At 58.6% G+C, this 23,966-nt stretch carries 19 protein-coding genes; 11 read left to right on the forward strand and 8 right to left on the reverse strand.

The window, feature by feature from the left end:
- Nucleotides 1-266: 266 nt before the first annotated feature.
- The 5 genes from INF35_RS04755 to gmd are packed head-to-tail and all read right to left on the reverse strand — an operon-like array spanning nucleotide 267 to nucleotide 5,608.
- Nucleotides 267-1,145: an AraC family transcriptional regulator gene (locus INF35_RS04755; protein WP_193500353.1), complete on the reverse strand. Its 879-nt coding sequence runs from the start codon at nucleotides 1,143-1,145 to the stop codon at nucleotides 267-269.
- Nucleotides 1,146-1,166: 21 nt separating this feature from the next.
- A complete protein-coding gene (locus tag INF35_RS04760; protein WP_193500354.1) occupies nucleotides 1,167-2,183 on the reverse strand; it encodes a type I phosphomannose isomerase catalytic subunit in 1,017 nt (338 codons plus the stop codon).
- On the reverse strand, nucleotides 2,152-3,468 hold the full coding sequence (locus INF35_RS04765; protein WP_193500355.1) for a sugar phosphate nucleotidyltransferase: 1,317 nt from the start codon (nucleotides 3,466-3,468) through the stop codon (nucleotides 2,152-2,154). Before INF35_RS04765 ends, INF35_RS04760 begins: the two co-directional genes overlap by 32 nt.
- Before the next feature lie 53 nt (nucleotides 3,469-3,521).
- Entirely contained in the window at nucleotides 3,522-4,466 is a 945-nt protein-coding gene (locus INF35_RS04770; protein WP_193500356.1) for a GDP-L-fucose synthase family protein, read from the reverse strand.
- A gap of 53 nt (nucleotides 4,467-4,519) precedes the next feature.
- A complete protein-coding gene (gene gmd, locus INF35_RS04775) occupies nucleotides 4,520-5,608 on the reverse strand; it encodes a GDP-mannose 4,6-dehydratase (protein ID WP_193500357.1) in 1,089 nt (362 codons plus the stop codon).
- Between the two features lie 1,265 nt (nucleotides 5,609-6,873).
- Between gmd and INF35_RS04780 the strand changes: the two genes are divergently transcribed.
- From INF35_RS04780 to INF35_RS04820, 9 genes are all read left to right on the forward strand, one after another.
- Nucleotides 6,874-8,778, forward strand: a complete 1,905-nt coding sequence (locus tag INF35_RS04780; RefSeq protein ID WP_193500358.1) for an MSCRAMM family protein — start codon at nucleotides 6,874-6,876, stop codon at nucleotides 8,776-8,778.
- Complete coding sequence (srtB, locus tag INF35_RS04785) at nucleotides 8,775-9,530, forward strand: class B sortase (RefSeq protein WP_193500359.1); 756 nt, start codon at nucleotides 8,775-8,777, stop codon at nucleotides 9,528-9,530. The genes INF35_RS04780 and srtB overlap by 4 nt, the downstream gene beginning before the upstream one ends.
- 287 nt (nucleotides 9,531-9,817) lie before the next feature.
- On the forward strand, nucleotides 9,818-12,328 hold the full coding sequence (locus INF35_RS04790; protein WP_193500360.1) for an MMPL family transporter: 2,511 nt from the start codon (nucleotides 9,818-9,820) through the stop codon (nucleotides 12,326-12,328).
- Nucleotides 12,328-15,546, forward strand: a complete 3,219-nt coding sequence (locus tag INF35_RS04795) for a GLUG motif-containing protein (protein WP_193500361.1) — start codon at nucleotides 12,328-12,330, stop codon at nucleotides 15,544-15,546. The genes INF35_RS04790 and INF35_RS04795 overlap by 1 nt, the downstream gene beginning before the upstream one ends.
- A gap of 214 nt (nucleotides 15,547-15,760) precedes the next feature.
- On the forward strand, nucleotides 15,761-16,060 hold the full coding sequence (locus tag INF35_RS04800; RefSeq protein WP_193500362.1) for an ArsR/SmtB family transcription factor: 300 nt from the start codon (nucleotides 15,761-15,763) through the stop codon (nucleotides 16,058-16,060).
- Complete coding sequence (locus INF35_RS04805) at nucleotides 16,051-17,055, forward strand: permease (RefSeq protein WP_407925630.1); 1,005 nt, start codon at nucleotides 16,051-16,053, stop codon at nucleotides 17,053-17,055. The genes INF35_RS04800 and INF35_RS04805 overlap by 10 nt, the downstream gene beginning before the upstream one ends.
- A 13-nt stretch (nucleotides 17,056-17,068) precedes the next feature.
- A complete protein-coding gene (locus tag INF35_RS04810) occupies nucleotides 17,069-17,410 on the forward strand; it encodes a thioredoxin family protein (RefSeq protein ID WP_193500364.1) in 342 nt (113 codons plus the stop codon).
- A gap of 305 nt (nucleotides 17,411-17,715) precedes the next feature.
- Nucleotides 17,716-18,204, forward strand: coding sequence for a DUF2798 domain-containing protein (locus INF35_RS04815; RefSeq protein ID WP_193500365.1), 489 nt, complete (start codon nucleotides 17,716-17,718; stop codon nucleotides 18,202-18,204).
- A 447-nt stretch (nucleotides 18,205-18,651) separates the two neighbouring features.
- Nucleotides 18,652-19,908 carry an HlyC/CorC family transporter gene (locus INF35_RS04820; RefSeq protein WP_193500366.1) on the forward strand — a complete coding sequence of 419 codons (1,257 nt, stop codon included), beginning with the start codon at nucleotides 18,652-18,654 and terminating at the stop codon, nucleotides 19,906-19,908.
- A gap of 108 nt (nucleotides 19,909-20,016) precedes the next feature.
- Here INF35_RS04820 and INF35_RS04825 read toward each other — a convergent pair whose 3' ends face one another.
- Nucleotides 20,017-20,676 (reverse strand): Crp/Fnr family transcriptional regulator, encoded by a 660-nt coding sequence (locus tag INF35_RS04825; protein ID WP_193500367.1) that lies wholly within the window; start codon nucleotides 20,674-20,676, stop codon nucleotides 20,017-20,019.
- 204 nt (nucleotides 20,677-20,880) lie between these two features.
- Between INF35_RS04825 and INF35_RS04830 the strand changes: the two genes are divergently transcribed.
- Nucleotides 20,881-21,543, forward strand: coding sequence for a cytochrome c biogenesis CcdA family protein (locus tag INF35_RS04830; protein ID WP_193500368.1), 663 nt, complete (start codon nucleotides 20,881-20,883; stop codon nucleotides 21,541-21,543).
- Between the two features lie 20 nt (nucleotides 21,544-21,563).
- Nucleotides 21,564-22,235: a TlpA family protein disulfide reductase gene (locus INF35_RS04835; RefSeq protein ID WP_193500369.1), complete on the forward strand. Its 672-nt coding sequence runs from the start codon at nucleotides 21,564-21,566 to the stop codon at nucleotides 22,233-22,235.
- A 91-nt stretch (nucleotides 22,236-22,326) separates the two neighbouring features.
- Here INF35_RS04835 and INF35_RS04840 read toward each other — a convergent pair whose 3' ends face one another.
- Nucleotides 22,327-22,902 carry an SOS response-associated peptidase gene (locus tag INF35_RS04840; RefSeq protein WP_193500370.1) on the reverse strand — a complete coding sequence of 192 codons (576 nt, stop codon included), beginning with the start codon at nucleotides 22,900-22,902 and terminating at the stop codon, nucleotides 22,327-22,329.
- A gap of 27 nt (nucleotides 22,903-22,929) precedes the next feature.
- Nucleotides 22,930-23,778: an MBL fold metallo-hydrolase gene (locus INF35_RS04845; protein WP_193500371.1), complete on the reverse strand. Its 849-nt coding sequence runs from the start codon at nucleotides 23,776-23,778 to the stop codon at nucleotides 22,930-22,932.
- Nucleotides 23,779-23,966 lie beyond the last annotated feature (188 nt).

The following is a 23,966-nucleotide window of genomic DNA, read 5'->3' on the forward strand; positions in this document are numbered from 1 at the left end:
GTCCCACTGCCTTTTTGGGATTTGCCATTTTCCTCATTGTATGCAAAGCAGCATTTCCAACGGCCAGACGCCGAAATGCATCATATTTCTATAACATATTATACCAATGCCCCACCACAATGTAAAGACAAATGGCTGTTTCCGTGTACACACCGTTTTTCCGGCGCCTCAGCCTCTGTCCCATTCTTTGCCTCTTTCCCCAAAAAGAAGCCGGCGGACATCCTTTGCAAGGACATCTCGCCGGCTTCTGCCATATGGTTGAACGTTCACCACAGTTCCCGGTACTGTTTGGGGGTGACTCCCTCCACTTTTTTAAAAACACGGGAAAAGTAATTGGCATCCTCCAGACCGCATTCGGCCGCGATGACGGACACCGCCTTGTCGGTAAACCGAAGCATCTGTTTGGCCCGGGTGATCCGCACCTGGGTCAGATAGCTGTTGACAGACACACCGTACTGCTCTTTGAACAGCCGGGCCAGATAATGCTTGTTCAGGAAAAAGTGCTCGGCCACCGATTCCAGCGCGATTTTTTCGGTACAATGCTCCTCCAGATATTCCCGCACCGGTGCCACATCCCGCCGTGCGGGACGCCGTGGATTCCGGAGGGAGGCAGGCTGCCAGGATTCCGCCATCAGCAGCGCCAGCAGGGTGTTCAGCTTTTCGTTGAGCCACATATCCCGAATATAATCATCGTTTCCGGCGGCAGCGTATACCTGAGACATCAATTCCGAAAACCGCCCGGCGTCGGCAGGATGAAAGACCGGCCGGCCGCCACGCTCGCAGTACTTTTCATAGATTGCCGCTACGCACGGCCCGTAAAAATGGCACCACTGCAGGGTCCACAGTTCCCCCGCACTGCCGCCAGTGCTGTGGGCATAGGGTCGGCGGCAGTCCAGAAAGACCACATCCCCCGCTTTCAGCGGAAAGTGCTGTCCGTCATAGACCAGCTGCCCCGAACCCGCACACACCACAAAACAGAGAAAGGACTGCAGCCTTTCCCGGCGGCTGGTGTGCGCCGCCGTGGCGGTCAGCCGCCCCGTCTCCTGCAGATGGACCAGATTGGCCCGGGCAAAGGGGGACGGCGTATAGAGGATTCGCCGGGAACGGACGCTGCCCGCATCCGAAAACAATGCATCCTGATCCATGCCCGTGCCCTTTCTGACGTGTTACCCGCGAATATCCAAAAGCTGCGCCTGCCCATGCAGGTGAACCATCCCGCTGTCTGCCGGGAAGAAGATGCAGTCGCCCTTGAAAAAGTTTCGGATGGTACCGTTCTCCTCCTGCAGGGAGCCGCAGCCGTCCACACACAGCAAAACCCGGAAACTTTCTTCCCCCGCACGATAGGCCACCATCTCACGGCAGCGCTCGGTATTCAGCAGCATCCGGCTGACCTCAAAATATTTGCAGCGGCCCAGCAGTTCCCGGGCACAGCCCCGGCTGTAATTCAGCACACGGATGGGCTGCGCCGGTATGCCGTGCGCTTTGCGATCGGCCACGGCAAGGGCTTTTTCCACATGAAGGGAACGTTTTTTCCCATCCTTGCCCACCCTGTCGTAATCGTACATACGGTAGGTCAGATTGGAACTTTCCTGGATCTCGGCAATCAGCGCTCCGGCGCCAATGGCATGGATGGTCCCCGCCTTGACATAAAAAACGTCGTTTTTATGGATCGGCACTTTCTGCAGGCAGCCTTCCAGCGTGCCGGAGGCAATGCGGCTGCGCAGTTCCTCCGCCGTCATGTCCCGGTTGAGCCCGAACACCAGATAGGCATCCCTGGCCGCATCCAGCACATACCACATTTCGGTCTTGCCCAGCTGCCCGTTCTCGTGCTCCCGGGCATAGTCGTCATCGGGGTGCACCTGGACCGAAAGATCCTGCTTGGCATCGATCAATTTGACCAGAATGGGCAATCCGTCCCGGATGGCGGGATGGGTGCCCAGGTATTCGGGATGGTCTTTCAGCACTTCCGCCAGCGTCCGGCCGTCCAAGGGGCCGCCCGCCACCGTGCTGGGGCCGTCGGGATGGGTCGAGCATTCCCAGGTCTCCGCCAGGGGGGACAGTTCGATCCCTTTGGCGAAATCGTCGTTGAGGCGGTTGCCGCCCCAGAGGTAATCCTTACCGGCAGGCTTCAGAAACAGCGGTGCCGGACGCTCAGGTCTCGAGAGGATATTTCTGTTTGTCATGGACACTGATCTCCCTGCCAAGCTGCACCTCGATCAGCTGCAGCTCGTCGTCGGCAAAGACGGTATGGCGGCATCCGGCCTGCATGGTGATGACATCGCCCGCGTGCACCTTCTGCTCCATGCCGTCCACAATGGTACGGCCCGTGCCGGAAATCACGACCCAAACCTCGTTGCGGTTTTTGTGGCTGTGATAGTTCATGCTGTGTCCCGGGTTGAGGGTAACCTTGATGGTCAGGCTTTCCTCCTCCACATCAAGGACCCGGAAGCTGCCCCAGGACTTTTCCGCAAACATGATCTGCTGATTGATCTTGTCCACAAAGGGCTTGATATAGCTGGACTGCTCCTTGTCTGAGACCAGAATTCCTTCCGGGCTGGCGGAAATGACCACATCTCTGAGGCCCATGGCCAGCACGGGCACATCCAGCTCGTTGACAATGTGTACATTGGAGCAATTGTCGTTCATGATGCCGTCGCCCACAATGTGTTCGCCCATAGCCTCAGTCAGGGTGTTCCAGGTGCCCAGGTCCTTCCACTCTCCCGCAAACCGCATGACCTGAATGGCCGGTTCCTTCTCCACCACTGCATAGTCAAAGCTGATTTTGGTCAGGGTATCGTACTTTTCAAAGAGATCCTGATAGTCGGTGAAGTCGATGAGCTCATGGGCCTTGCCAAGCACATATTTCAGCTTGTAGGCAAAGACGCCGCCGTTCCACAGGGCGCCCTGTTCGATATATCTCTTTGCGGTGGAGGCATCCGGCTTTTCCTTGAAGGTGGAGACCATGCTCACCGCACCGGCATCCGCCGGGATGATGTAGCCGTATTTTTCGCTGGGATAGGTAGGCTCAATGCCCATCAGGACAAGATTTGCCTCCCCCTTGGCAGCCTGCTCGCCCAGAGCTTTCAGGGCGCGGAAGTAGTCGTCCTCCACATAAGGGTCCACCGGGCAGACCACCACCGTCTCCTCCGGCGAAACGCCCTGCACATCGGTCAGGTACGCCGTGGCCAGGGCGATGGCCGGGAAGGTATCCCGGCGGCAGGGCTCCACCGAGATGCCCACCTTCTCCCCCAGCTGATTGTGAATGGCCGACACCTGCGTCTTGCTGGTGGCGATGGTGACAGTGGCATCGGCATCCACCGTTTTGATCTGACGGTAGACCCGCTGCACCATGGATTCATAGCCGCCGTCGGCGGTCTTGAAGATCTTGATGAACTGTTTGGAGCGGATGTCGTTGGACAGGGGCCACAGCCGTTTGCCGGACCCGCCCGAAAGCAGCACAATATTCATATAGGTTTGCCTCCTTATTGTGGGGAGCGCTCCCGCACAGGATGCCGGCAGTCTCACCGCTCGGCACGCATGGGATTGTTCAGGAAATCCTCATAGGACAGCCGCAGGCCGTCCTCCAGCTCGGTCTTGTAGGTCCAGCCCAATTTGGTTGCCTTGCTCACATCCAGCAGCTTGCGGGGGGTGCCGTTGGGCTTGGAAGTATCCCAGCGGATCTCACCGGTATAGCCCACGACCCTGGCCACCAGTTCGGTCAGCTCCTTGATGGTCAGTTCCTTTCCGGTGCCTGCGTTGACGGTTTCGTTGCCGCTGTAGTTGTTCATCAGGAAGACGCAGAGATTTGCCAGGTCGTCCACATACAAAAACTCACGCAGCGGGCTGCCGTCTCCCCAGCAGGTAACGTAAGGCAGGTTCTGAACCTTTGCCTCGTGGAAGCGGCGGATCAGCGCGGGCACCACATGGCTGTGGGTGGGATGGTAGTTGTCGTTGGGGCCGTACAGATTGGTGGGCATGACGCTGATATAGTCGGTACCGTACTGACGGTTGAGGAACTCACAGTATTTCAGGCCGGAGATCTTGGCAAGAGCATAGGCCTCGTTGGTCTTTTCCAGCGAGGAGGTGAGCAGGCAGCTTTCCGGCATGGGCTGAGGCGCCATGCGGGGATAAATGCAGGAGCTGCCCAGGAATTCCAGCTTTTTGCAGCCGTTCTGCCAGGCGGAGTGGATGACGTTCATCTCCAGCACCATGTTGTCGTACATGAAATCCGCCAGGGCCTCGGCGTTGGCAACAATGCCGCCCACCTTGGCCGCCGCCAGGAAAACATACTCCGGCTTCTCCTTGGCAAAGAACTCTTCCACTGCATCCTGACGGCAGAGGTCCAGCTCCTTGTGGGTGCGGGTGATGATGTTGGTGTATCCCTGACGCTGCAGCTCCCGGACAATGGCCGAGCCCACCATTCCGCGATGTCCCGCAACATAAATTTTTGCATTCTTTTCCATCATGACAGTTTCGCTCTCCTCATGAATCTTCTGTTTGTATCCTGTACAGGTGCCGATTATTTCACAACGCCCTTTTCCAGATATTCCTCCAGATTGCAGCGGATGTGCTCCTCGGCGCGCTCCACCGCCACCTTGGCCATGTCGTGTTCCACCATCAGGCGGACCAGCTCCTCAAAGCTGGTCTTGGTGGGGTTCCAGCCCAGCTCACGCTTGGCCTTGGAGGGATCGCCCCACAGGTTGACCACATCGGTGGGACGGTAGAAATCGGGGCTGACCTCCACCAGCACCTTGCCGGTGGCCTTGTCGATGCCTTTTTCCTCCATGCCCTCGCCGGTGAACTCCAGCTCGATGCCGGCATAGTGGAAGGCCAGCTGGCAGAACTCCCGCACCGAATGCTGTTCGCCGGTGGCGATGACAAAGTCCTCCGGCTTGTCGTGCTGCAGGATCAGCCACATGCACTCCACGTAATCCTTGGCATAGCCCCAGTCCCGCATGGAGCTGAGATTGCCCAGATAGAGCTTGTCCTGCTTGCCCTGCTTGATGCGGGCCGCCGCCAGGGTGATCTTGCGGGTGACGAAGGTTTCGCCCCGGCGCTCGGATTCGTGGTTGAACAGGATGCCGGAGCAGCAGAACATATTGTAAGCCTCACGGTACTCCCGGGTGATCCAGAAACCGTACTGCTTGGCCACCGCATAGGGGCTGTAGGGATGGAAAGGGGTGTTCTCATTCTGGGGGACCTCTTCCACCTTGCCGAAGAGCTCAGAGGTGGACGCCTGGTACACCCGGCAGGTCTGCGCCAGACCGCACAGACGTACCGCTTCCAGAATGCGCAGTACGCCGGTAGCCACCACGTCGGCGGTATATTCGGGCACGTCGAAGCTGACCTGCACATGGCTCTGGGCCGCCAGATTGTAGATCTCATCCGGGCGCACGCTGCCAATGACCGACACCAGGCTCATGGAATCCCCCAGGTCGCCAAAGTGCAGGTGGAAATGAGGATTGCCCTCCAGATGGGCGATCCGCTCACGGTAATCCACCGACGAACGGCGGATGATGCCGTGCACGTCATATCCCTTTTCCAGCAAAAACTCGGACAGATAGGAACCGTCCTGACCGGTCACGCCGGTGATCAGTGCCTTTTTCAAAATTTACCTCTTTCCGGGGAAACCAACCGCCCCTCGTTTTTTCTGTGATCCTACTTTTCTATCCTATCCGTTTCCTTTGGGAAACGAAAGGTCATATTTGGTTTAATATTAGCACAAAATTGACTTTATGTGTGAACGGATTCAAAATTTTTACCCTCCCCGCGGGCAAAAATTCTTCGTCCCGGCTGATTTGCGGCAGAGATATGCCGTGTTTCAGTTTTTATGCGATGTATACATATGTATTTTTTTATCTTTTTATCGCGGCCGATTTTCTTCCAATTTTTGTATTATTCGTGCAATTCCGGCAACTTATACATTTTGTTTGCCGCATGGTCCGGCAATTTTTCTTCGGCACGCATTCCCCCCTTGCGTTTACTGCACAGCAGATTTCAAAGGTTTTCACACCAACTTTATTTGCCGATTTTTCTTTTGCAGTTTTCTTTTCCCATCCGACTGTATTTTCTCTTTCTCAGACAGGAAGCAGCCTTTTCAGGGAGCCATGCTCTCCAAATCAACGAAAGATATATTATATTTATTTATTGTTTCAACGAGCCGGTCACATTCAACAAATTCCAGGCAATCTTTTCCTGTGTATTGCCGACATCTTATACACAGGGTCTTTCCAACAGAAGTGGTTCTTCCGAGTATTTATAAAACATAATTTTTCAATTATGGTAGTTTGTCAAGCAGGCACCTTTGCACTTGACCGATCCGGTAGTTTCTTTACTGGATTTATAAAAGAATCCTTCTTCTTTTTCCTTTCTTCCAGGTGCGTTTTCATGCACTGGATTTTTCTGTTTTTCTCAACCTGTCTGCCCGGTCACTGCATCTGAGGTTTCGCTTTTTCCGTCCTTTTCCGTGCGGCGTTCGTGCATGCACTTTTTATCCATCCGGTATCCTGTTTGCCTGAAGGATTGTTTCATCCCTGTCCGCTCAGCCGAAAATACCTTGAAAATTATACATTATAATGTTAGAATATTATGGTCAGCTTTTATGTATTGCATTTTTTCACTTCTGACATATGGATGAAAAGCCCCAACCTGTACAGCAGCCTTCGCCGGCATGTCCGACCCGCTGGCATATTCCGGCTTTGTAACAAGAGTAGGACAAGCACTGATTTTTCTGCGGACGAAATCAGTGCTTGCTTTAGTACAGACAGTTTTTTGGGGCGCCCGGTCACGCACGGTGCGGCATATTCCCGTGCGATTTCTGCATCCAGTTATCGGAATCATCAAAACAGGAAGTCAAAACAAGAGGGATCAGTTATGAAGGTCAGAGAGAGTTTTTTACCTCGGCTGGGCAGACTGCTGTTTCTGCTGCTCGGCCTGTGGTGCCTGATAATGCTGCTGCCGGCCATGCCGGTCCATGCAGACGGAGCGCAGAATTATTATTCTTATCCGAACTATGATGCGTCTGCCAACGGATACATCGACCTGATGCGGTACATGAAAAAAATCACTGTGACGGTCAACGGGCAGGAGTACACCCAGGAAGACTTGCAAAATCTCAGTGATGCCGGCACTCCCCTGACCTTGAATGTTGGCGATACCGCATCCTTCAATTTCCGTTTTTCCCTGTGTGGCCGTGCTTATAATGCAGACGATCCCACCCAGCTGGATGAGGCCAATTCCACACATGTAACCTATGTCAACGGTACCACCTATCTCAACGGCAGTTCTGTTGCTCCGGGTTCCTCGGGCATTCTGGACGACTCGTCTTTGATGGTGGAGAATCGCAGCGCCGACAGTTCCTATCTCCGGCTTGATATCGGCTGGCTGCTGGACCTCTGTCCCAATTCCTCCGATCTCAACATCGAATATACCGATGGTACCGTTTCCTTCGACCGACGGGATAACTATCTGTATGTCTATTTTCCAAACGGCATCGGCAACGACACCTATGCTGATCCCGGTTATTTTTCCATCGGCGTTACGCTGGGCAAAACGGTGGACTACATTTATATTCCCGGCACTGACGGTTACTATGTTCCCGGCACCGGCGGCTGGACTTTCCGGGTTTCTGTGACCAGTGCCCTGACCAACATGTCGGGTGCCATTACAACCTACGGCGATATTACCGTACGCAAACACTGGGAAACCGGCGGGCAGAGTCATCCCGATGCCACCATCATTCTGCATTACACTGAGAACGGTTCCCAAAAGACCAGCAAACGGACGTTGTCCGGCGATGATGCCACGGCCACGTTCACCATTCGCAGCGGCATGACCGACTGCTGGCTGGAAGAGGACATGTCCGGTCTGGACGGCTACACCAACACCCTGGATGTCAGCAACGACGGCAAGACCTACACCTTTACCAACTACAGCAGCAAGGAGTTCTTCTTCAGCAAGCGCAGCGCCACCGGCACCGATGAACTGCCCGGCGCCTCCATGAAGCTGTACTGTCTCTCCAGCGACGGCAGCGAGACCCTCATCGACCAGTGGACGTCCGGCTCGGAGCCGCATTCGGTTCGTCTGTATCCCGGGCGCTTCCTGCTGCGGGAGACCATTGCTCCTTCCGGCTACGCCATGAGCCTGGATATTCCCTTCACTGTCAGCTCCGACCTCAGCATCAAGCTGGACGGAAACACCGGCAGTCTGGACGGCGATACCGTCATCATCACCGACAAGCCGCTGACCGTCAAGTTTGCCAAGGTGGATGCGGCGGGCAATCCCCTAGCCGGGGCGGTTCTCACCCTGACCGACAAGACCGCCGGAGAGCAGGTGGACCGCTGGACCACCACCAGCGAGCCCCACGTCATCACCTACCAGACCGAGAGCGGCAAAAAGCTGATTGCCGGGCACACCTACGTCCTGCACGAGGAGAGCGCTCCCAACGGCTATCAGCTGGCGGCCGACATCGAGTTTGTCTTCAACGGCGACGGCACCATTCCGGGCCACGGCTACTACACCGTGACCATGCAGGACCAGCCCACCGCCACGCCCACGCCCAGCCCTTCCCCGACACCGACCCCCACCCCGCCCACCACTCCGGGTACCACCCCGCCGGGCACTCCGCCGGAAACCGTTCAGACCGGCGACAGTCCGCTGATGTGGGTGTGGCTGGTGCTTGGCATCGTCTGTCTGTGCGCTGCGGGCGTCACGGGTCTTTACTACTACCGCCGGTCCTGCATACCGGTGTACTGGCGATTGGGGATGCGTGACGAATGAAAAGTTTTCAAGGAGAAAAACGCCTGCTTCAGCCGCCCTCGCCCTGGTGGCTGGTCCTCTGCATCGTTCTGCTGATCGCAGGCGTCGGCTTTCTGGGCGCCTTTGCCTATGCGCAATACGGCTACGTCAAAAGCAGCCGCTATTATACCGAGCTTTCCCAGACTTCCCTGCAAAGCACCGGTGAGCAGGCCAGAAGTCAGGTGGATTTTGCCTCGCTGGAAGCGGTCAATCCCGACATTGCCGCCTGGCTGGAAATGCCTGCACTGTCCATCTCCCTGCCGGTGGTGCAGGCCCAGGACAATGACACCTATCTGCATCACAGCTTTGACGGCAGTGCCTCCCCCTATGGCTGCCTTTTCTTCTCCGCAGCCTCCTACGGCGGCAACGATCTGTACCGCGTGATCTACGGACACAATATGCATACCGGGGAGATGTTTGCGGGGCTGCTCAGCTACACCGATGAATACTTCTACCGGGAAAATCCCAACTTTACCCTCTGCACGCCGGAGGGAGACAAGACCTGCCACATCTTCTCCTGCCACAGCGTGACCGACGGGGATGACCTCTACAACACCAGCCGCACTGAAGGCGACGACTACAACGCCTTTATCCAGCAGCTGTACGATGCCTCCGACTACGTGACCGGTGTCCAGGTTCCCGAAAACAGTAAGGTCCTGACCCTGTCCACCTGTGAGTCCAGCTACACCAGCGGCAAGGACCGCTATGTCATCCACGCTTACATCGAGGAATAATCCCCTTCCACCCGTTTCAAGTTTTATCAGGCCGCCGGGCCTGTGTCGTTCGCAAAGGTTCAAGACTTTTGCAGCGCACAGGTCCGGCGGTTTTGTTTTGCCGTTTCACAGGATTTTCCCCTTTCCGCTCCCCTACAGCTTTGTACAATTTTTTCAAACGTGTTCATTTATTTGACAGATGTTCAATTTTGTCCATATAATTTTGGCTCACCGTGTACTAAGATGTTGGGATGACACTGGAAAATATACGGATTTTTCCGTTACCCCAAACACAGGAGGACCGGGATATGAAGGAAAAGAAGCCCAAAACAAACGGTATGGAAAAGATTGCAACTTTTATTGTAGACAAGCGCAATCTGTTTTTCCTGCTGTATGCACTGGCGTTGATTTTCAGCGTAGTGGCATCCGGATGGGTCAAGGTGGAAAACGACATCACCACCTATCTGCCCGCCGATACCGAGACCCGCCAGGGCCTGACCGTGATGAACGACAACTTCACCACCTTCGGTACCGCGCGGGTCATGGTGTCGAATATTTCCTACGACACCGCCGGGCAGCTGAAAGACCGCATTGCTGCCGTCAACGGCGTCTACAGCGTGGAGTTTGACGACAGCACCGACCATTATAAGGACGCCTCGGCACTCTACTCCGTCACCTTTGACGGCACCTCTACCGACCAGGTCAGTCTGGACGCACTGGACGGCATACGAGATGCTCTGTCCGGCTACGACACCTATATCGATACCGAGGTGGGACAGGACCTCTCTGCCGATCTGGCCGACGAGATGGGCATCATTCTGGTCATTGCCGCAGTCATCATTGTTCTGGTGCTGACGCTGACCTCCCGGTCCTACGCCGAGGTCCCCGTGCTGATCCTCACCTTCGGCGCAGCCGCCCTGCTCAACATGGGCACCAACTTTCTGTGCGGCACCATCTCCTTCATCTCCAACTCGGTGACGGTGATCCTGCAGCTGGCCCTGGCCATCGACTACGCCATCATCCTCTGTCATCGCTTTTCCGACGAGCACGAGACCAAAGACACCCGGGAAGCCTGCATCGCCGCCCTGTCCAAGGCGATCCCCGAGATCAGCTCCTCCTCCCTGACCACCATCTCCGGTCTGGGAGCGCTGGCGTTCATGCATTTCGGCATCGGCCGCGATATGGCAACGGTGCTTATCAAGGCCATCCTTTTCAGCCTGCTGTCGGTGTTTACCCTCATGCCCGGCCTGCTCATGGTCTTCAGCAAAAAAATCGACGCCACCCGCCATCGCAATCTCATCCCCCGCATCACCCTGCTGGGCCGTTTTGATGTGATGACCCGCTTTGTGATCCCGCCTATTTTTGTAGTCGTCGTCATTGCCGCTGCTGTTGTGGCCAACAACTGCCCCTACTGCTACAGCTTTACCGATCTGGTCACCCCCAAGCAGAGCGAGAGCCAGATTGCCCATCAGAAAATCAAGGCAGAGTTCGGCAACGAGAACATGGTCGCCATCATTGTTCCCAAGGGCAACTATGATGCCGAACGGGCCATTCTGGACGAGCTGGACCAGTGTCCCGAGGTCAAGTCCACCCAGGGCCTTGCCAACGTGGATGCCATGGACGGCTACAAGCTGGCCGACGCCGTCACGCCCCGCCAGCTTTCCGAACTGGCCGGCATCGACTACGAGGTCGCTGAGGGCCTCTATGTGGCCTATGCGGTGGACCAGGACCAGTACGGCAGTGTGCTGAGCGGCATCGGCGATTACAAGGTCCCCCTGTACGACATGTTCATGTTCCTGCAGCGGGAGATGAAAAACGGCAACATCACACTGGAGGGCGACATCCAGAAAACGCTGGACGACCTCTTCGACCAGCTCAACTGGGCGCAGGTCCAGCTGCTGAGCGACCGCTACAGCCGAATGGTGGTCTACCTCAATCTGCCGGAGGAAAGCGACGAGACCATGGCGTTCCTGGACACCATCCATTCCATCATCGGCAAGTACTATTCCGGTGATACCTATGTGGTGGGCAACTCCACCAACGTCAAGGACCTGTCCAGCTCCTTCGTTCAGGACAACGTTCTCATCAGCGTGCTGTCGGCCCTCTTTGTGGTGCTGATTTTGCTGTTCACCTTCAAATCGGTGGGCCTGCCCATCCTGCTCATCGTGGTCATTCAGGGCAGCATCTGGATTAACTTCTCGGTGCCCACTTTGCAGCAGGAGCCCCTCTACTTCCTGGGCTACCTCATCGTCAATGCCATCCAGATGGGTGCCAACATCGACTACGCCATCGTCATCTCCAGCCACTACTCCGACCGCAAGCGGCAGATGCCCATTCAGCAGGCCATGATCGCCGCCCTCAACGAGGCGTTTCCCACCATCTTTACCTCCGGCACCATTCTGGCCGTGGCCGGTGCCCTCATCGGCGTCATGACCACCAACCCGGTCATTGCCGCCATCGGCAGCTGCCTGGGCCGCGGCACCGTCATCTCCATCGTGCTGGTTCTGGCCGTTCTGCCTCAGATTCTTCTGGTGGGGGATTCCATCGTCGAGCGCACCAGCTTTGCCATGAAGGCTCCCATCGATCTGGCACGCATCAACCGGACTGCCAGCGGCAACATGCGGGTCAGCGGCCGGGTGCGCGGCTATGTCAACGGCGTCATTGACGCCGAGATCAAGGGCACCCTCAACGGCACGCTGAATGCTGCCGTGACATCCGGCACCACCATCGAGCCCGCCGCTCCCAATTACTACCTGCCTGCCAACGACCAGGCCCGGGCAGAGTGGGCCCAGAGCTATACCGAGGGGGAGGAACTGTAATGAAACCACTTGCAAAACGAATTGTTGCGGGCGCTCTCTGCCTCTGCCTGGCGATGAGCCTTCTGCCGCTCCCTGCCCTGGCAGAGGACCCGGCAGACACCGCACAAGATACTGCCGGGTCAGCAGCCCGGGAAACTTTCCACATTTCCACCGCCGACGACCTGCTGCAGCTGGCTGATGCCTGCCGTCTGGACAGCTGGAGCCAGAACCGCGTCGTGGTGCTGGATGCCGACATCGACCTGACCGGCGTGGAGTTTTCGGGCATTCCCACCTTCGGCGGCACGCTGGAGGGGCAGAACCACACCATTTCCGGTCTGTCCATCACGGGCAGCGGCAGTGTACAGGGACTTTTCCGCTACATCCAGCAGGGTGCCGTTGTACGGCAGCTGCACGTCAGCGGCACTGTCAGCCCCGCCGGCACCCGGGCCACCGTGGGCGGCATTGCCGGGCAGAATGCCGGCACCATCGAGAACTGCTCCTTTGACGGCACCGTGACCGGCACCACCCAGATCGGCGGCATTGCGGGCATCAACACCGTGACCGGCGTCATCACCGGCTGTTCTATCAGCGGGAGCGTCTACGGCAACCACTTCATCGGCGGCGCTGTGGGACAAAACGACGGCGTCCTCTCCTCCTGCACCAACGACGCGGGCATCAACACTACCGTCAGCCAGAATGAAGTCAGCCTGTCGGACCTGACCATGGAGGATCTGCTCAGGACGGAGCGCGCCGCAGACATCACTGACATCGGCGGCCTTGCGGGCAGCTCCGCCGGTGTGATTCGGGCCTGCATCAACCGCGGCACGGTGGGTTATCAGCACATTGGCTACAATGTAGGCGGTATCGCGGGCAGCCAGACCGGCTACATTGAGGGCTGCATCAACTACGGCGAGATCCACGCCCGCAAGGAGGGCGGCGGCATCGTGGGCCAGATGGAGCCCTCCAGCATTCTTCAGTACAATCAGGACACCCTGCAGCAGCTGCGCGGCGAGCTCAATACCCTGCAAAGTCTGATGAACAAGGCCACGTCGGATGCCTCTGCCTCCTCCAGCGAGCTGACCAGTCAGCTCACCGATTTGCAGAACCGGGTATCCACCGCCCGCAGCGCGGTGGATGCCCTGCTGGAGCAGGTGGCCGACGGCATTGACATTGGTACCCAGAACATCACCCTTACCGATCTGACCCAGCTGACCGGCAGCAGCACCACCACCGGCGGCGTGGGCGGCATCGTCGGAGGCGGCGATTCCACCGCTGAAGACCCCGATCCCACCCCCGGCCCGGAGGCTACCGCAGCCCCCGAAGCCACTCCGACACCGGAGGCAACGCCTGCACCGGAAGCGAGTGCCGCACCAGAGGAATCCCCCACACCGGAAGCCACACCGCTGCCCGAATCCCCGCCGCAGCCGGAGACGCCCTCCGCCGAGGAGGTTCCCGGCGATGGGGAGACGGAAGATGCTTTCCTCCCTCATGGCCGTCCCCGCCGCAATGCCCCATCTCCAGATGTGGAGATCGACCAGAGTGCGGACGCTGCTGCCGGAGTCGGCGTGGGCGGCAGTGTCAGCCATGACGGCACCGTGACCATCGACGGCGACCTGACGCTGACCGTTCCCAGCGTGGAACTCAACAACCGGGACGCCATCACTGCGGCCCGCAACAGCCTGAATGGAAGCCTGTCCTCCATTGTAGACGGCGTGGGTTCTCTGAACACCAATACCGGCAACCACACCCAGGCTCTGATTCAGGACATCCAGGCCATCACCGACCAGATCAACAAAATCGGCAACACACTCCTGGGCGCGGCCGAGGACTCCGGCAGCGAACCCCTCTTTGAGGACGTGTCGGACAGCGACACCGACGGCGATACCGAGGGCAAGGTATTCAACTGCTCCAACTCCGGCTCTGTCAGTGCCGACATCAATGCCGGCGGCATTGCCGGTGCCATGGCCCGGGAAAACGATCTGGACCCGGAGGATGACACCAAGATTTCGGGCAGCAGCTCCCTCAACGCCACCTATAAGACCCGCATTGTTCTGCGCAGCTGCACCAACACCGGCACGGTGGAGGTCAAGAAGCAGTGCGCAGGCGGCATTGTGGGCAGCATGGACATGGGGTCGGTGCTGCAGTGCACCAACCTTGCCGACCTCACCGAGAGCGACGCCGATTATGTGGGCGGCATCGCAGGGCAAAGCAAATCGGCCATCCGACAAAGCAGTGCCAAATGCCGTCTGGAAGGCCGCCGTTATGTGGGCGGCATCGCAGGCAGCGGCTACACCCTCACCGACTGCCGCAGCATGGTGCTGGCCGACGGGGAAGAATGGGTGGGCGCCGTGGCCGGCGGGCTGGAAAGCGGCGATTCCCTGTCCGGACTTCTGCAGAACAGCGAGAGTGAGCTGTCCGGCAACTGCTTTGTCAGCGAGACCCTGGGCGGCATTGACGGCGTCAGCTACGCCGAGCAGGCCGAGCCCGTGACTTTCGACGCCTTTGCCGGTTTGGCCGTGCAGGAAAGCCTGCCTCAGGCCTTTTCCACCGTAACGCTGACCTTTGTGGCAGACGACACCGTGGTGGCGTCCATCCCGGTGGATTACGACTGTACCTTCGACCTGGCAAACCTTCCCGAGCTTCCTGCCCGGGAGGGCAGCACTGCCGCCTGGGAAGACTTTGACAACACCGAAATCGTCTTTGACCAGACCATCCACGCTGTCTATACGCCCTTTGTCTCGGTCATTGAGAGCGCCGATCAACGGGACGGCAAAGCCATTCTTCTGGCGGAGGGTGCCTTCGGTGAGGGTGCACTGACCCTGACCCCCAGCAGTGACGGGCCCGCCGCGCTCTCCCCCGTAGAAAGCTGGCAGTTTACTCTGCCTGAGAGCAGCTCCGGGGAGATCCGCCTCCATTACCTGCCGCAGGCCTCCCAAACCGACCTTTATCTGCGCGGTGCCGACGGAAGCTGGCGCAAAGCGGACGTTACACAGGACGGCAGCTATCTGGTCTTTTCCATCCGCGACGGCGACGACACTCTCGCCGCTGTTTCCCACAGGACTCTGCCCTTGCCCCTGCTGATTGGCGGCGCGGTTGCTACTCTGCTGCTGTTGGCATTTGTTCTCCGCGGCCACCGCCGGCGCCGCCGCCGGGCTGCCGCTCAATCTCAACCGCAAGGTGAGCCGGACGACGCCCCGGAGAGCGCCGCCACTGCCTCCACGCCGTCGGAGGAGGAGTAACTTTCCTTTTCCCGCCCATAGGGCAGACGTTTTTTCCGCCGGCACATCTCATTTTATCTAAAGTCATCTCGTTTTCTTCCCGATGCAAGGGCGGACCTTCCGCGGCATACTGCTGCCGGATGGTCCGCCCTTGTTTTTTGCATTTACATATTGACATTTATCTATCTGTGAGTATACTATCACATAGACGCTTATCAATGTGAGGTGAATGCCAATGTCTGATATGGATGCTGCACTGATCTGCAAGGCCCTGGGCGATGCCAACCGTCTCAAGATCCTGCGCCTGCTTTCGGGCGGGGAAAAATGCGCCTGCAAGCTGCTGGAAGCCTTCGACATCTCCCAGCCCACCCTGTCCCATCATATGAAGATCCTGTGCGACTGCGGCCTTGTCTGCGCCCGCCGGGAAGGCAAATGGACCCACTACTCTCTCTGCGGGGAAACGCTGGAAGCCTTCCGCACTTTTCTCAACGGCTTCTCCGGCTGTGAAAAGGAGGAATGCTGTCAATGTCAATGATCTGGTCTTTTGTGCAGGATCAACTGCTGGGCATGAAATGGCTCAACGCCCTCATCGGGCGCCTGCTGACTGCCCTGTCCATCGATACCGCCACCCGTCTGGGAGGAAGCATTCAGTTTTTTCTGTATGATGTCATCAAGATCACCATTCTCTTGTGCGTACTGATCTTTCTCATCAGCTATATCCAGAGTTACTTCCCGCCCGAGCGCAGCAAGCGGCTGCTGGGACGCTTCCACGGGCTTGGAGCCAACCTGTTTGCCGCCCTGCTGGGCACTGTGACGCCCTTTTGCTCCTGCTCCTCCATCCCGCTGTTCATCGGCTTTACCAGCGCCGGTCTGCCCCTGGGCGTGACCTTTTCCTTTCTGATCTCCTCCCCCATGGTGGATCTGGGCAGTCTGCTGCTGCTCACTGGTATTTTCGGCTGGCAGATCGCCGCCGCCTATACCGTGGTGGGGCTGGCTGTAGCGGTGGCAGGCGGCCGTCTGATCGAAGCCCTGCACCTGGAAGACCAGGTGGAACCCTTCATCCGTGCCGCGCGCGCCGCCGACCTGGACGCCCCCACCCTCACCCAGCCTCAGCGCCTGACCTACGCCCGGGAACAGATGGTCTCCACCTTCCGCAAGGTGTTTCCCTACATTCTGGTGGGCGTGGGCATCGGGGCGGTCATCCACAACTGGATTCCCGAAAGCTGGATCACCACTATTCTGGGCAGCCGCAATCCTCTGGGCGTGGTTCTGGCCGTGGCGGTGGGCGTGCCCATGTACGCCGACATCTTCGGCACCATCCCCGTTGCTGAGGCTCTGCTGGCCAAAGGCGCCCAGCTGGGCACCGTGCTCAGCTTCATGATGGCTGTCACCACCCTGTCCCTGCCCTCCCTCGTCATGCTGCGCAAGGCGGTGCGCCCCAAACTGCTGGGCATCTTCATCGCCATCTGCACTGCCGGCATCATCCTGGTGGGGTATCTCTTCAATCTGTTTGCATTTTTGTTTATCTAGGAGATTTTTTATCATGGGTCTGTTTGGTAAAAAGAAAGAATCCGCACCCTGCTGCTGTTCTGCTTCTCCGGCCGCACAGGCCGCTCCTGTCTCCGGGACTGCTCCGTCCGGCAGCGTCAAAGTGGAGATCCTGGGTTCCGGCTGTGCCAAGTGCAACCAGCTGGAGGCCAACACCCGCGCCACCCTGGCCCAGCTGGGCATGGAGGCACAGGTGGGTCACGTGACCGACTTTGCCCAAATCGCCGCCTACGGGGTCATGAGCACCCCTGCCCTGGCCATCGACGGCAAAGTGGTCAGCGCCGGACGGGTGCTCACCACTGCGGAGGCCGCCGAACTGCTGCAGAAGGCAAAGTAACCATCACACCTGCCGGGGAGGTCCTGCAAAAGGGACGACACAGGCATTTTCCGCAGCGGGCACAGCGTCCGTCCGGACGAAGAGCAGATTTCCCATCTTTTTACAAAATCTGCTCACTATCAGGGCAAGGATTCTGGCCAGTCCAACAAAAGTGAAAAAACGCTTACGAAGCCGGTTTTTGGCGTGCTATACTCCTTTACAAATGGTAGGTCGCGGAAGAGAAAGCAGCGAACGATAGTTTTGCTGCTTTCTTTTTTTTTGCCCCTTTGCCGCAATCACTTTACCCAAAACAAAGGAGAAGAATCATGCCGAAAACCTTATTTCAAAACATCGTCTTTACCATCATCATGGCCCTGCTCATGGTCTATGGAATGATCTGCTACAACGTGGCACTGGCCCGCGGCGGCGTCGAGAACATCACCTTCCTGCTGGCGCTGCATGAGCTGCCCATCATGGCTCCCATCGCCTTCATTCTGGAGTTCTTTGTGGTGGAAAAGCTGGCCGTGCGCCTGGCCTTCACCTTCATGCGTCCCACCGACCGTCCCCAGTTCATCACCTATGCCACCTCTCTCATGATCGTCTGCATCATGTGCCCCGTCATGAGCCTGATCGCCACCCTGCTGTTCAAGGAGCCCAGTTTCGGCACCTGGGTGCAGACCTTCGGCATGAACCTGCCCATGGCCCTGTTGTGGCAGCTGCTCTACTGCGGCCCTCTGACCCGTCTGATCTTCCGCACCCTCTTCCGCAAGCAGCTGGCCGCCGACGCGGAGAAAGCCGCTCAGCCCCAGGCCTGAGGCCGTCCGCCGCAGCGAATTTTCCTGGCAAATCTGCGCATTTTGCCCGTTTTGCGGGCACTCCGGCCTGTTTTTTCATGATTTACGGGGATATTTCAGGATACCCCATTGCGAATTGTGAAAAATTGCGGTATGATGTAGTAACATCTTACAGAACCGGAGGAATTGACAGTGGCCGACATCGACGCTGATGCCAACCCATACTGTTGCATATAGCAAAAGGCATGGCTCCCGCCGGAGCGGGACGTGCCGGAATAACCCTTCGCCTTTGGGCGGCAGGCTGTTCCGGGCGTCCGGCCAGGCGCAGGGGCTGTGCCTTTTTGTTGTCTTTTTCCGGCGCAGGCTCCCCCGCCGGAAGCTGCGGTACTGTCCGGAGGCGAACCCGCCTCTGTCCGCAGCCGGGTAAGAGTTTGTTTGCCGTGGGGATTTCAAGGAAGGAATGCATTCATGAATGACGATACCGTCTCAATACTGATCATCGTGGCGTGCGTGGTTATGTCGGCCTATTTCTCAGCCACAGAGACCGCGTTCTCCTCCATCAACCGCATCCGCATCAAGAATATGGCCGAGAAGGGTGACAAGCGCGCTCAGCTGGTGCTGCGCATGTCGGAAAACTACGACAGTCTGCTGTCCACCATCCTCATCGGCAACAACATCGTCAATATTGCCTGTGCCTCCCTGGCCACCCTGCTGTTCGTGGACTGGCTGGGCAGCGACGCAGGCCCCAGCGTTTCCACCGCGGTCACCACCATTGTGGTGCTGATCTTCGGCGAGGTCTCCCCCAAGAGCATCGCCAAGGAGTCCCCCGAAAGCTTTGCCAAGTTCTCGGCGCCGCTGCTCCGCGTGCTGATGGTGGTGCTGACCCCCTTCAACTTTCTGTTCCGGCTGTGGAAAAAGCTGTTGTCCCTCATCTTCCACTCCTCCGACAGTCAGGCCGTCACCGAGGAGGAACTGCTGACCATCGTGGACGAGGCGGAACAGGAGGGCGGCATCGACACCCAGGAGGGCTCGCTGATCCGCAACGCCATTGAGTTTACCGAGACCCAGGCCATCGACGTGCTGACTCCCCGCATCGACCTGACCGCCGTGTCGGTGGATGACTCCAAGGAGGACATCGCCGCCGTCTTTGCCGAGACCGGCTACTCCCGCATTCCGGTCTACCGGGACAGCATCGACCACATCATCGGCATTCTGTACCAGAAGGATTTCCACAACTACGTCTATCATACCGACAGGGACATTGCCTCCATCATTCGCCCGGCCATCTATGTGACCGAGAACAAGCTCATCGGTGAGCTGTTGCAGGACCTGCAGAAGAACAAATCCCATCTGGCCGTGGTCATGGATGAGTTCGGCGGCACGGTGGGCATTGTGACCATGGAGGACATTCTGGAAGAGCTGGTGGGCGAGATCTGGGACGAACACGACGAGGTGGTGGAGGAGATCAAACAGACCGGCGAACAGGAATACGAGGTTCTGGGCAATACCAACGTGCAGAAGCTCTTTGAGATGCTGGACATCGACAAGGAGCTGGACGTGGTGACGGTGAGCGGCTGGGTCATGGATGAGCTGGCCCGCATTCCCGAGGTGGGCGACACCTTCCAGTACGAGAACGTCAGCGTCCGGGTCCTGGCCATGGACGGCAAGCGGGTGGAAAAGATCCAGGTCATTGTCACCCCCGAACCGCAGGAAGAAGAGAAATAAAGAGGGACCGGAAGTTCCGTCCCCTGTCAAAAATGCCCGCCGCGGCCTGCCTTTTCCCAGAAAAGGCTCAGGCCGCAGCGGGCATTTGTTATTTTCTGCGGGGCGGGATCAGCGGCCGGTCAGCCGGGATAGGGCTTCGGTGTTGGTGAGCTCCACCGTACCCCGGGCCAGCCGGACCATTTCCTCCCCCTGGAAGTAGCGCAGCATTCGGGTCACCACCTCCCGGGCGGTGCCCAGATGGTTGGCGATCTTCTCATGGGTGAGAGACAGGACCTTTGTTCCCTCCATATCGCTTTCCTCCAGCAGGAATTCGGCCAGGCGCTTGTCAAAGCTCTGCCACATGATCTGCTCCATCAGCCACATAACGTCGGACAGACGGGTGGCCAGCAGATCGTTGGTATACTTTGCCGCCGCCAAGGACTGCTCGGTCAGGTCCCGGTAGACGGCGGGGGGAATCACCCAGAACTCGGCGTCCTTTTCCACCTCAATGTTCACGTCGAACTGCAGATTGTGCATCATGCAGGAGGAGGTCATCAGGCAGATGTCCCGCTCAAACAGGCGGTAGAGTGTGATCTCCCGTCCCTCCCCCGAAATGCTGTAGGCCCGCAGCCGGCCCGACTTGACCACCACCAGACCCAGGCAGTCGGAACCGCCGCTGTACAGGATGGTTCCCGCGGGGGCGCTGCGCTCGGTGACTGAATCCAGAAGCATCTGCTGCTGTGCCTTGTCCAGCTTGTCCCACACAGGAAAATATTCTGCAAACGACATGGTTCGACCTCCGTCCCGGAAAGAATTTTCTATGGTGAGTATAAAACGCTTTTGCCCTGATGTCAAACCGCGGACTCCGGGTGACATGGTCACAGAAACTCTATGACAAATCTGATATATATGATATACTGAATTTTTGCCCGGCGGATGTTGCCGGGGCAAACTACGGGCCCGCTTGCCCTGTATTGGAAAGGAGCCTGCCTCATGCAGTATTTCATCCTCTTTCTGGAAGGAATCATCACCTTTGTCTCCCCCTGCCTGCTGCCCATGCTGCCCATCTATGTCTCCTACTTTGCGGGAGGCGGCCAGCGCAGCACCCGCCGGACGCTGACCTGCGCCCTGGGCTTTGTGCTGGGGTTCACCCTTGTCTTTGTGCTCATGGGTGCCCTGGCCGGCACCCTGGGCGGCCTGCTGACCCGCTACCAGACCGCCGTCAACATCCTGTCCGGCCTCATCGTCATCGTCTTCGGCCTCAACTATCTGGGCGTGCTGCGCCTCAATCTCTTTGGGGGCGGACGGCGGTCGGTGGATACCTCCAACCTGGGATTTTTCTCCTCCGCCCTGTTCGGCGTTGTCTTTTCCATCGGGTGGACTCCCTGCGTGGGCGCTTTTCTGGGCTCGGCACTGCTGCTGGCCTCCCAGCAGGGCCATGTGGTGGAAGGCATGCTCATGCTGCTGGCCTACTCTCTGGGGCTGGGGGTGCCCTTCCTCTTCAGCGCCGTCCTCATTGACCGGCTGAAGTCCGCCTTTGACTGGGTCAAACGCCACTACAGCATCATCAATACCGTCAGCGGCGGACTGCTCATCCTCATCGGCGTGCTGATGATGACCGGCCTGCTGGGCCGCCTGCTGGCCGTTCTGAGCTGACCGAAAGGAGTGTGTCCCTCATGAAAAAGAATCTCCCCCTGATTGTTTTGGTTCTCGTCTTTGTGCTGGTGCTGGGCGGCGCCTATCTGCTGTACAGCCGTCTGGGCGCCCAGTTTTCCCCCCAGACCCTGGCCGCCGAGCCCGGCGTTTCTTCCGATTCCTCCGCTTCTTCCAGCACATCGGAGCCGTCCGGCGAGACAGCCACCCTCGAAGATTCCTCCGACGAAGAACCCTCCGGCGAGGATACTTCCGACAGCGAACCCCAGCGCACCGCCGCCCCCGACTTTACCGTCACCGATCTGGACGGCAACGAGGTACACCTCTCCGATTTCATCGGCAAGCCGGTGGTGCTCAACTTCTGGGCCAGCTGGTGCGGCCCCTGCAAGAGCGAGATGCCCGACTTTGACCAGTTCTACGCCAAATACGGGGAGGACATCCATTTCGTCATGGTCAACGCCACCGACGGCTCCCGGGAGACGGTGGATACCGCCTCCGCCTTCCTCGCAGAGCAGGGCTATTCCCTCCCCGTCTACTACGACACCGAATACGACGCCTCCATCACCTACGGCGTGACCGCCCTGCCTACCACCTACTTCATCGACGCCGAGGGCTATCTGGTCGCCTACGCCTTCAGCGCCCTGGACAGCGAGACGCTCCAGACCGGCATCGACATGATCTATCCCGCGGCATAAGGCTGCTTTCCCCATTTTATCGATATATCAAAAGGCCCGTTTCCGTTTTATGCGGAAGCGGGCCCCTTGCATTTATAGCATTGTCAGGCGTTCAGGCCAATTCATCCAATCGGAGCTGACCGTCCAGGCTTTCCCGGCTAAGTTCCGGGGGGATCTTCCCCAGCAGGGCCAGGGCTGCGCCGGTGTCCCCCAGCCAGGGGCGGACCTCCTCCGGGCGGAGGATCAGGGGCATGCGGTCATGAATGGGCCGCATACAGCCGTTGGGCGCCGTGGTCAGGATGACAAAGCGGCCCTCGGCGTTGCAGATGCCTGCCAGGTAGAGGGGCTCCCCCGCCAGAGCAAACCGGTAGGGATGGCGCGCCCCATCCCACTCGTAAAAGGAGCTTGCCGGGATGACGCAGCGGTGCCGGGCAAAGTTGTCCCGGAAAAGGGGCTTTTCGGTCACCGTCTCCGCCCGTGCGTTGATGATCTGACCATTCTGTCCCGTCCACCCCCAGGTCCGCAGGCAGACCTTGGGGCCCGCCGCTCCCTGCACCACGATCAGGGCGGAAGAGGAGGGCGCCACGTCGCCGGTCTGCGGCCGGGTGCCGGTGCTGCGCTCCAGGCGGCGTGCCAGAGCCTCCAGCGCCCTATTGACTGCCGTGGAAAATTGATATCGTCCGCACATGGACGGCTGCCTCCTTTGGAATTGGGGTCAGTCGGGCAGTTCGATGACCTGCCCGGTGGTCAGCGGATGCAGACGGTCCCCCATGAGGGGGCGCAGCAGGTCAAAGGCCACGGTCCCCGTACAATGGCCGGTATACACCGCCTCCACGCCATGGGCTGCGGCACAGTCTGCCACGGCCTGCAGTTCTTCGGGGGTAAAGGTACAGATCTCGCAGCCATGCCGGCGGCCCCGCATATGCAGCCCGCCCACAAAGGCCTGAATGGGCCTGCCGGGGAATTGCCGCTCCACTTCCCCCAGCACCGCCTGCAGCCCTGCATGGCAGCAGCTGTTGCAGATCACCAGCCCCCGGGATGTTTCCAGCACAACACTCATCTCGTGGGAGAAATCGTCGGGGATCACACCGGTTTCCGTTCCCCGGTAGAGCTTTTTGGCTGCACCGATGCGTTCCAGCCCCGGCGTGGAGTGAGGTACCAGCCACAGGCCCGGTACGAGTTCCGTCACGTTCTCCACCCGGCGAAACCGCCCGGGCAAGGCCGCCAGCACCTCCTCGGGAATGCCGATCTCATGCCGTTTTTCTCCGTCGCCGGAGTAATACGGCCGGTCCGCCCCCCGCATGGCATACACCGGGGCGGTCCGGTTGCGGCGGAAAAATTCCGCCAGCCCTCCCGCGTGGTCGTAGTGGCCGTGGGAGAGCAGGCAGGTCTTTACTCCGGCCAGGTCCACGCCCAGGGCGTCGGCATTGGACGCAAACGCGCCGCTGGTTCCTGCATCCAGAAGGATGGGTATGCCGCTGTATTCCAGGTACAGGCTCAGGCCGTGCTCCGCCGTCAGGGCGGAGGATGAGGCGGTGTTTTCGATCAAAACAGTGATGCGCAAGGATAGCCCTTCCCTTCTGTGCGGTTCCGGCATCGGGCCGCTTTTTTTCACTATACCCCCAAAGACCGGTGAACGTCAACCCGGCCTTTGGCAAAAAACAAACCGACCCGGGCGGACTTTCGTCCAGCCGCGGGCCGGTTTGCCAACAAGGAGAAGAGGAACCGTCAGATTAAACCGACGTTTCTAGC

It is taken from the genome of Gemmiger gallinarum (assembly GCF_014982805.1).
GTDB lineage: Bacteria > Bacillota > Clostridia > Oscillospirales > Ruminococcaceae > Gemmiger > Gemmiger gallinarum.

Bases quoted from the DNA above. Each gene is read 5' to 3' on its own strand.
- INF35_RS04755 (WP_193500353.1), bottom strand. From the start codon at position 1,145: ATGGATCAGGATGCATTGTTTTCGGATGCGGGCAGCGTCCGTTCCCGG.
- INF35_RS04760 (WP_193500354.1), bottom strand. From the start codon at position 2,183: ATGACAAACAGAAATATCCTCTCGAGACCTGAGCGTCCGGCACCGCTG.
- INF35_RS04765 (WP_193500355.1), bottom strand. From the start codon at position 3,468: ATGAATATTGTGCTGCTTTCGGGCGGGTCCGGCAAACGGCTGTGGCCC.
- INF35_RS04770 (WP_193500356.1), bottom strand. From the start codon at position 4,466: ATGATGGAAAAGAATGCAAAAATTTATGTTGCGGGACATCGCGGAATG.
- INF35_RS04780 (WP_193500358.1), top strand. From the start codon at position 6,874: ATGAAGGTCAGAGAGAGTTTTTTACCTCGGCTGGGCAGACTGCTGTTT.
- srtB (WP_193500359.1), top strand. From the start codon at position 8,775: ATGAAAAGTTTTCAAGGAGAAAAACGCCTGCTTCAGCCGCCCTCGCCC.
- INF35_RS04790 (WP_193500360.1), top strand. From the start codon at position 9,818: ATGAAGGAAAAGAAGCCCAAAACAAACGGTATGGAAAAGATTGCAACT.
- INF35_RS04795 (WP_193500361.1), top strand. From the start codon at position 12,328: ATGAAACCACTTGCAAAACGAATTGTTGCGGGCGCTCTCTGCCTCTGC.
- INF35_RS04800 (WP_193500362.1), top strand. From the start codon at position 15,761: ATGTCTGATATGGATGCTGCACTGATCTGCAAGGCCCTGGGCGATGCC.
- INF35_RS04805 (WP_407925630.1), top strand. From the start codon at position 16,051: ATGTCAATGATCTGGTCTTTTGTGCAGGATCAACTGCTGGGCATGAAA.
- INF35_RS04810 (WP_193500364.1), top strand. From the start codon at position 17,069: ATGGGTCTGTTTGGTAAAAAGAAAGAATCCGCACCCTGCTGCTGTTCT.
- INF35_RS04815 (WP_193500365.1), top strand. From the start codon at position 17,716: ATGCCGAAAACCTTATTTCAAAACATCGTCTTTACCATCATCATGGCC.
- INF35_RS04820 (WP_193500366.1), top strand. From the start codon at position 18,652: ATGAATGACGATACCGTCTCAATACTGATCATCGTGGCGTGCGTGGTT.
- INF35_RS04825 (WP_193500367.1), bottom strand. From the start codon at position 20,676: ATGTCGTTTGCAGAATATTTTCCTGTGTGGGACAAGCTGGACAAGGCA.
- INF35_RS04830 (WP_193500368.1), top strand. From the start codon at position 20,881: ATGCAGTATTTCATCCTCTTTCTGGAAGGAATCATCACCTTTGTCTCC.
- INF35_RS04835 (WP_193500369.1), top strand. From the start codon at position 21,564: ATGAAAAAGAATCTCCCCCTGATTGTTTTGGTTCTCGTCTTTGTGCTG.
- INF35_RS04840 (WP_193500370.1), bottom strand. From the start codon at position 22,902: ATGTGCGGACGATATCAATTTTCCACGGCAGTCAATAGGGCGCTGGAG.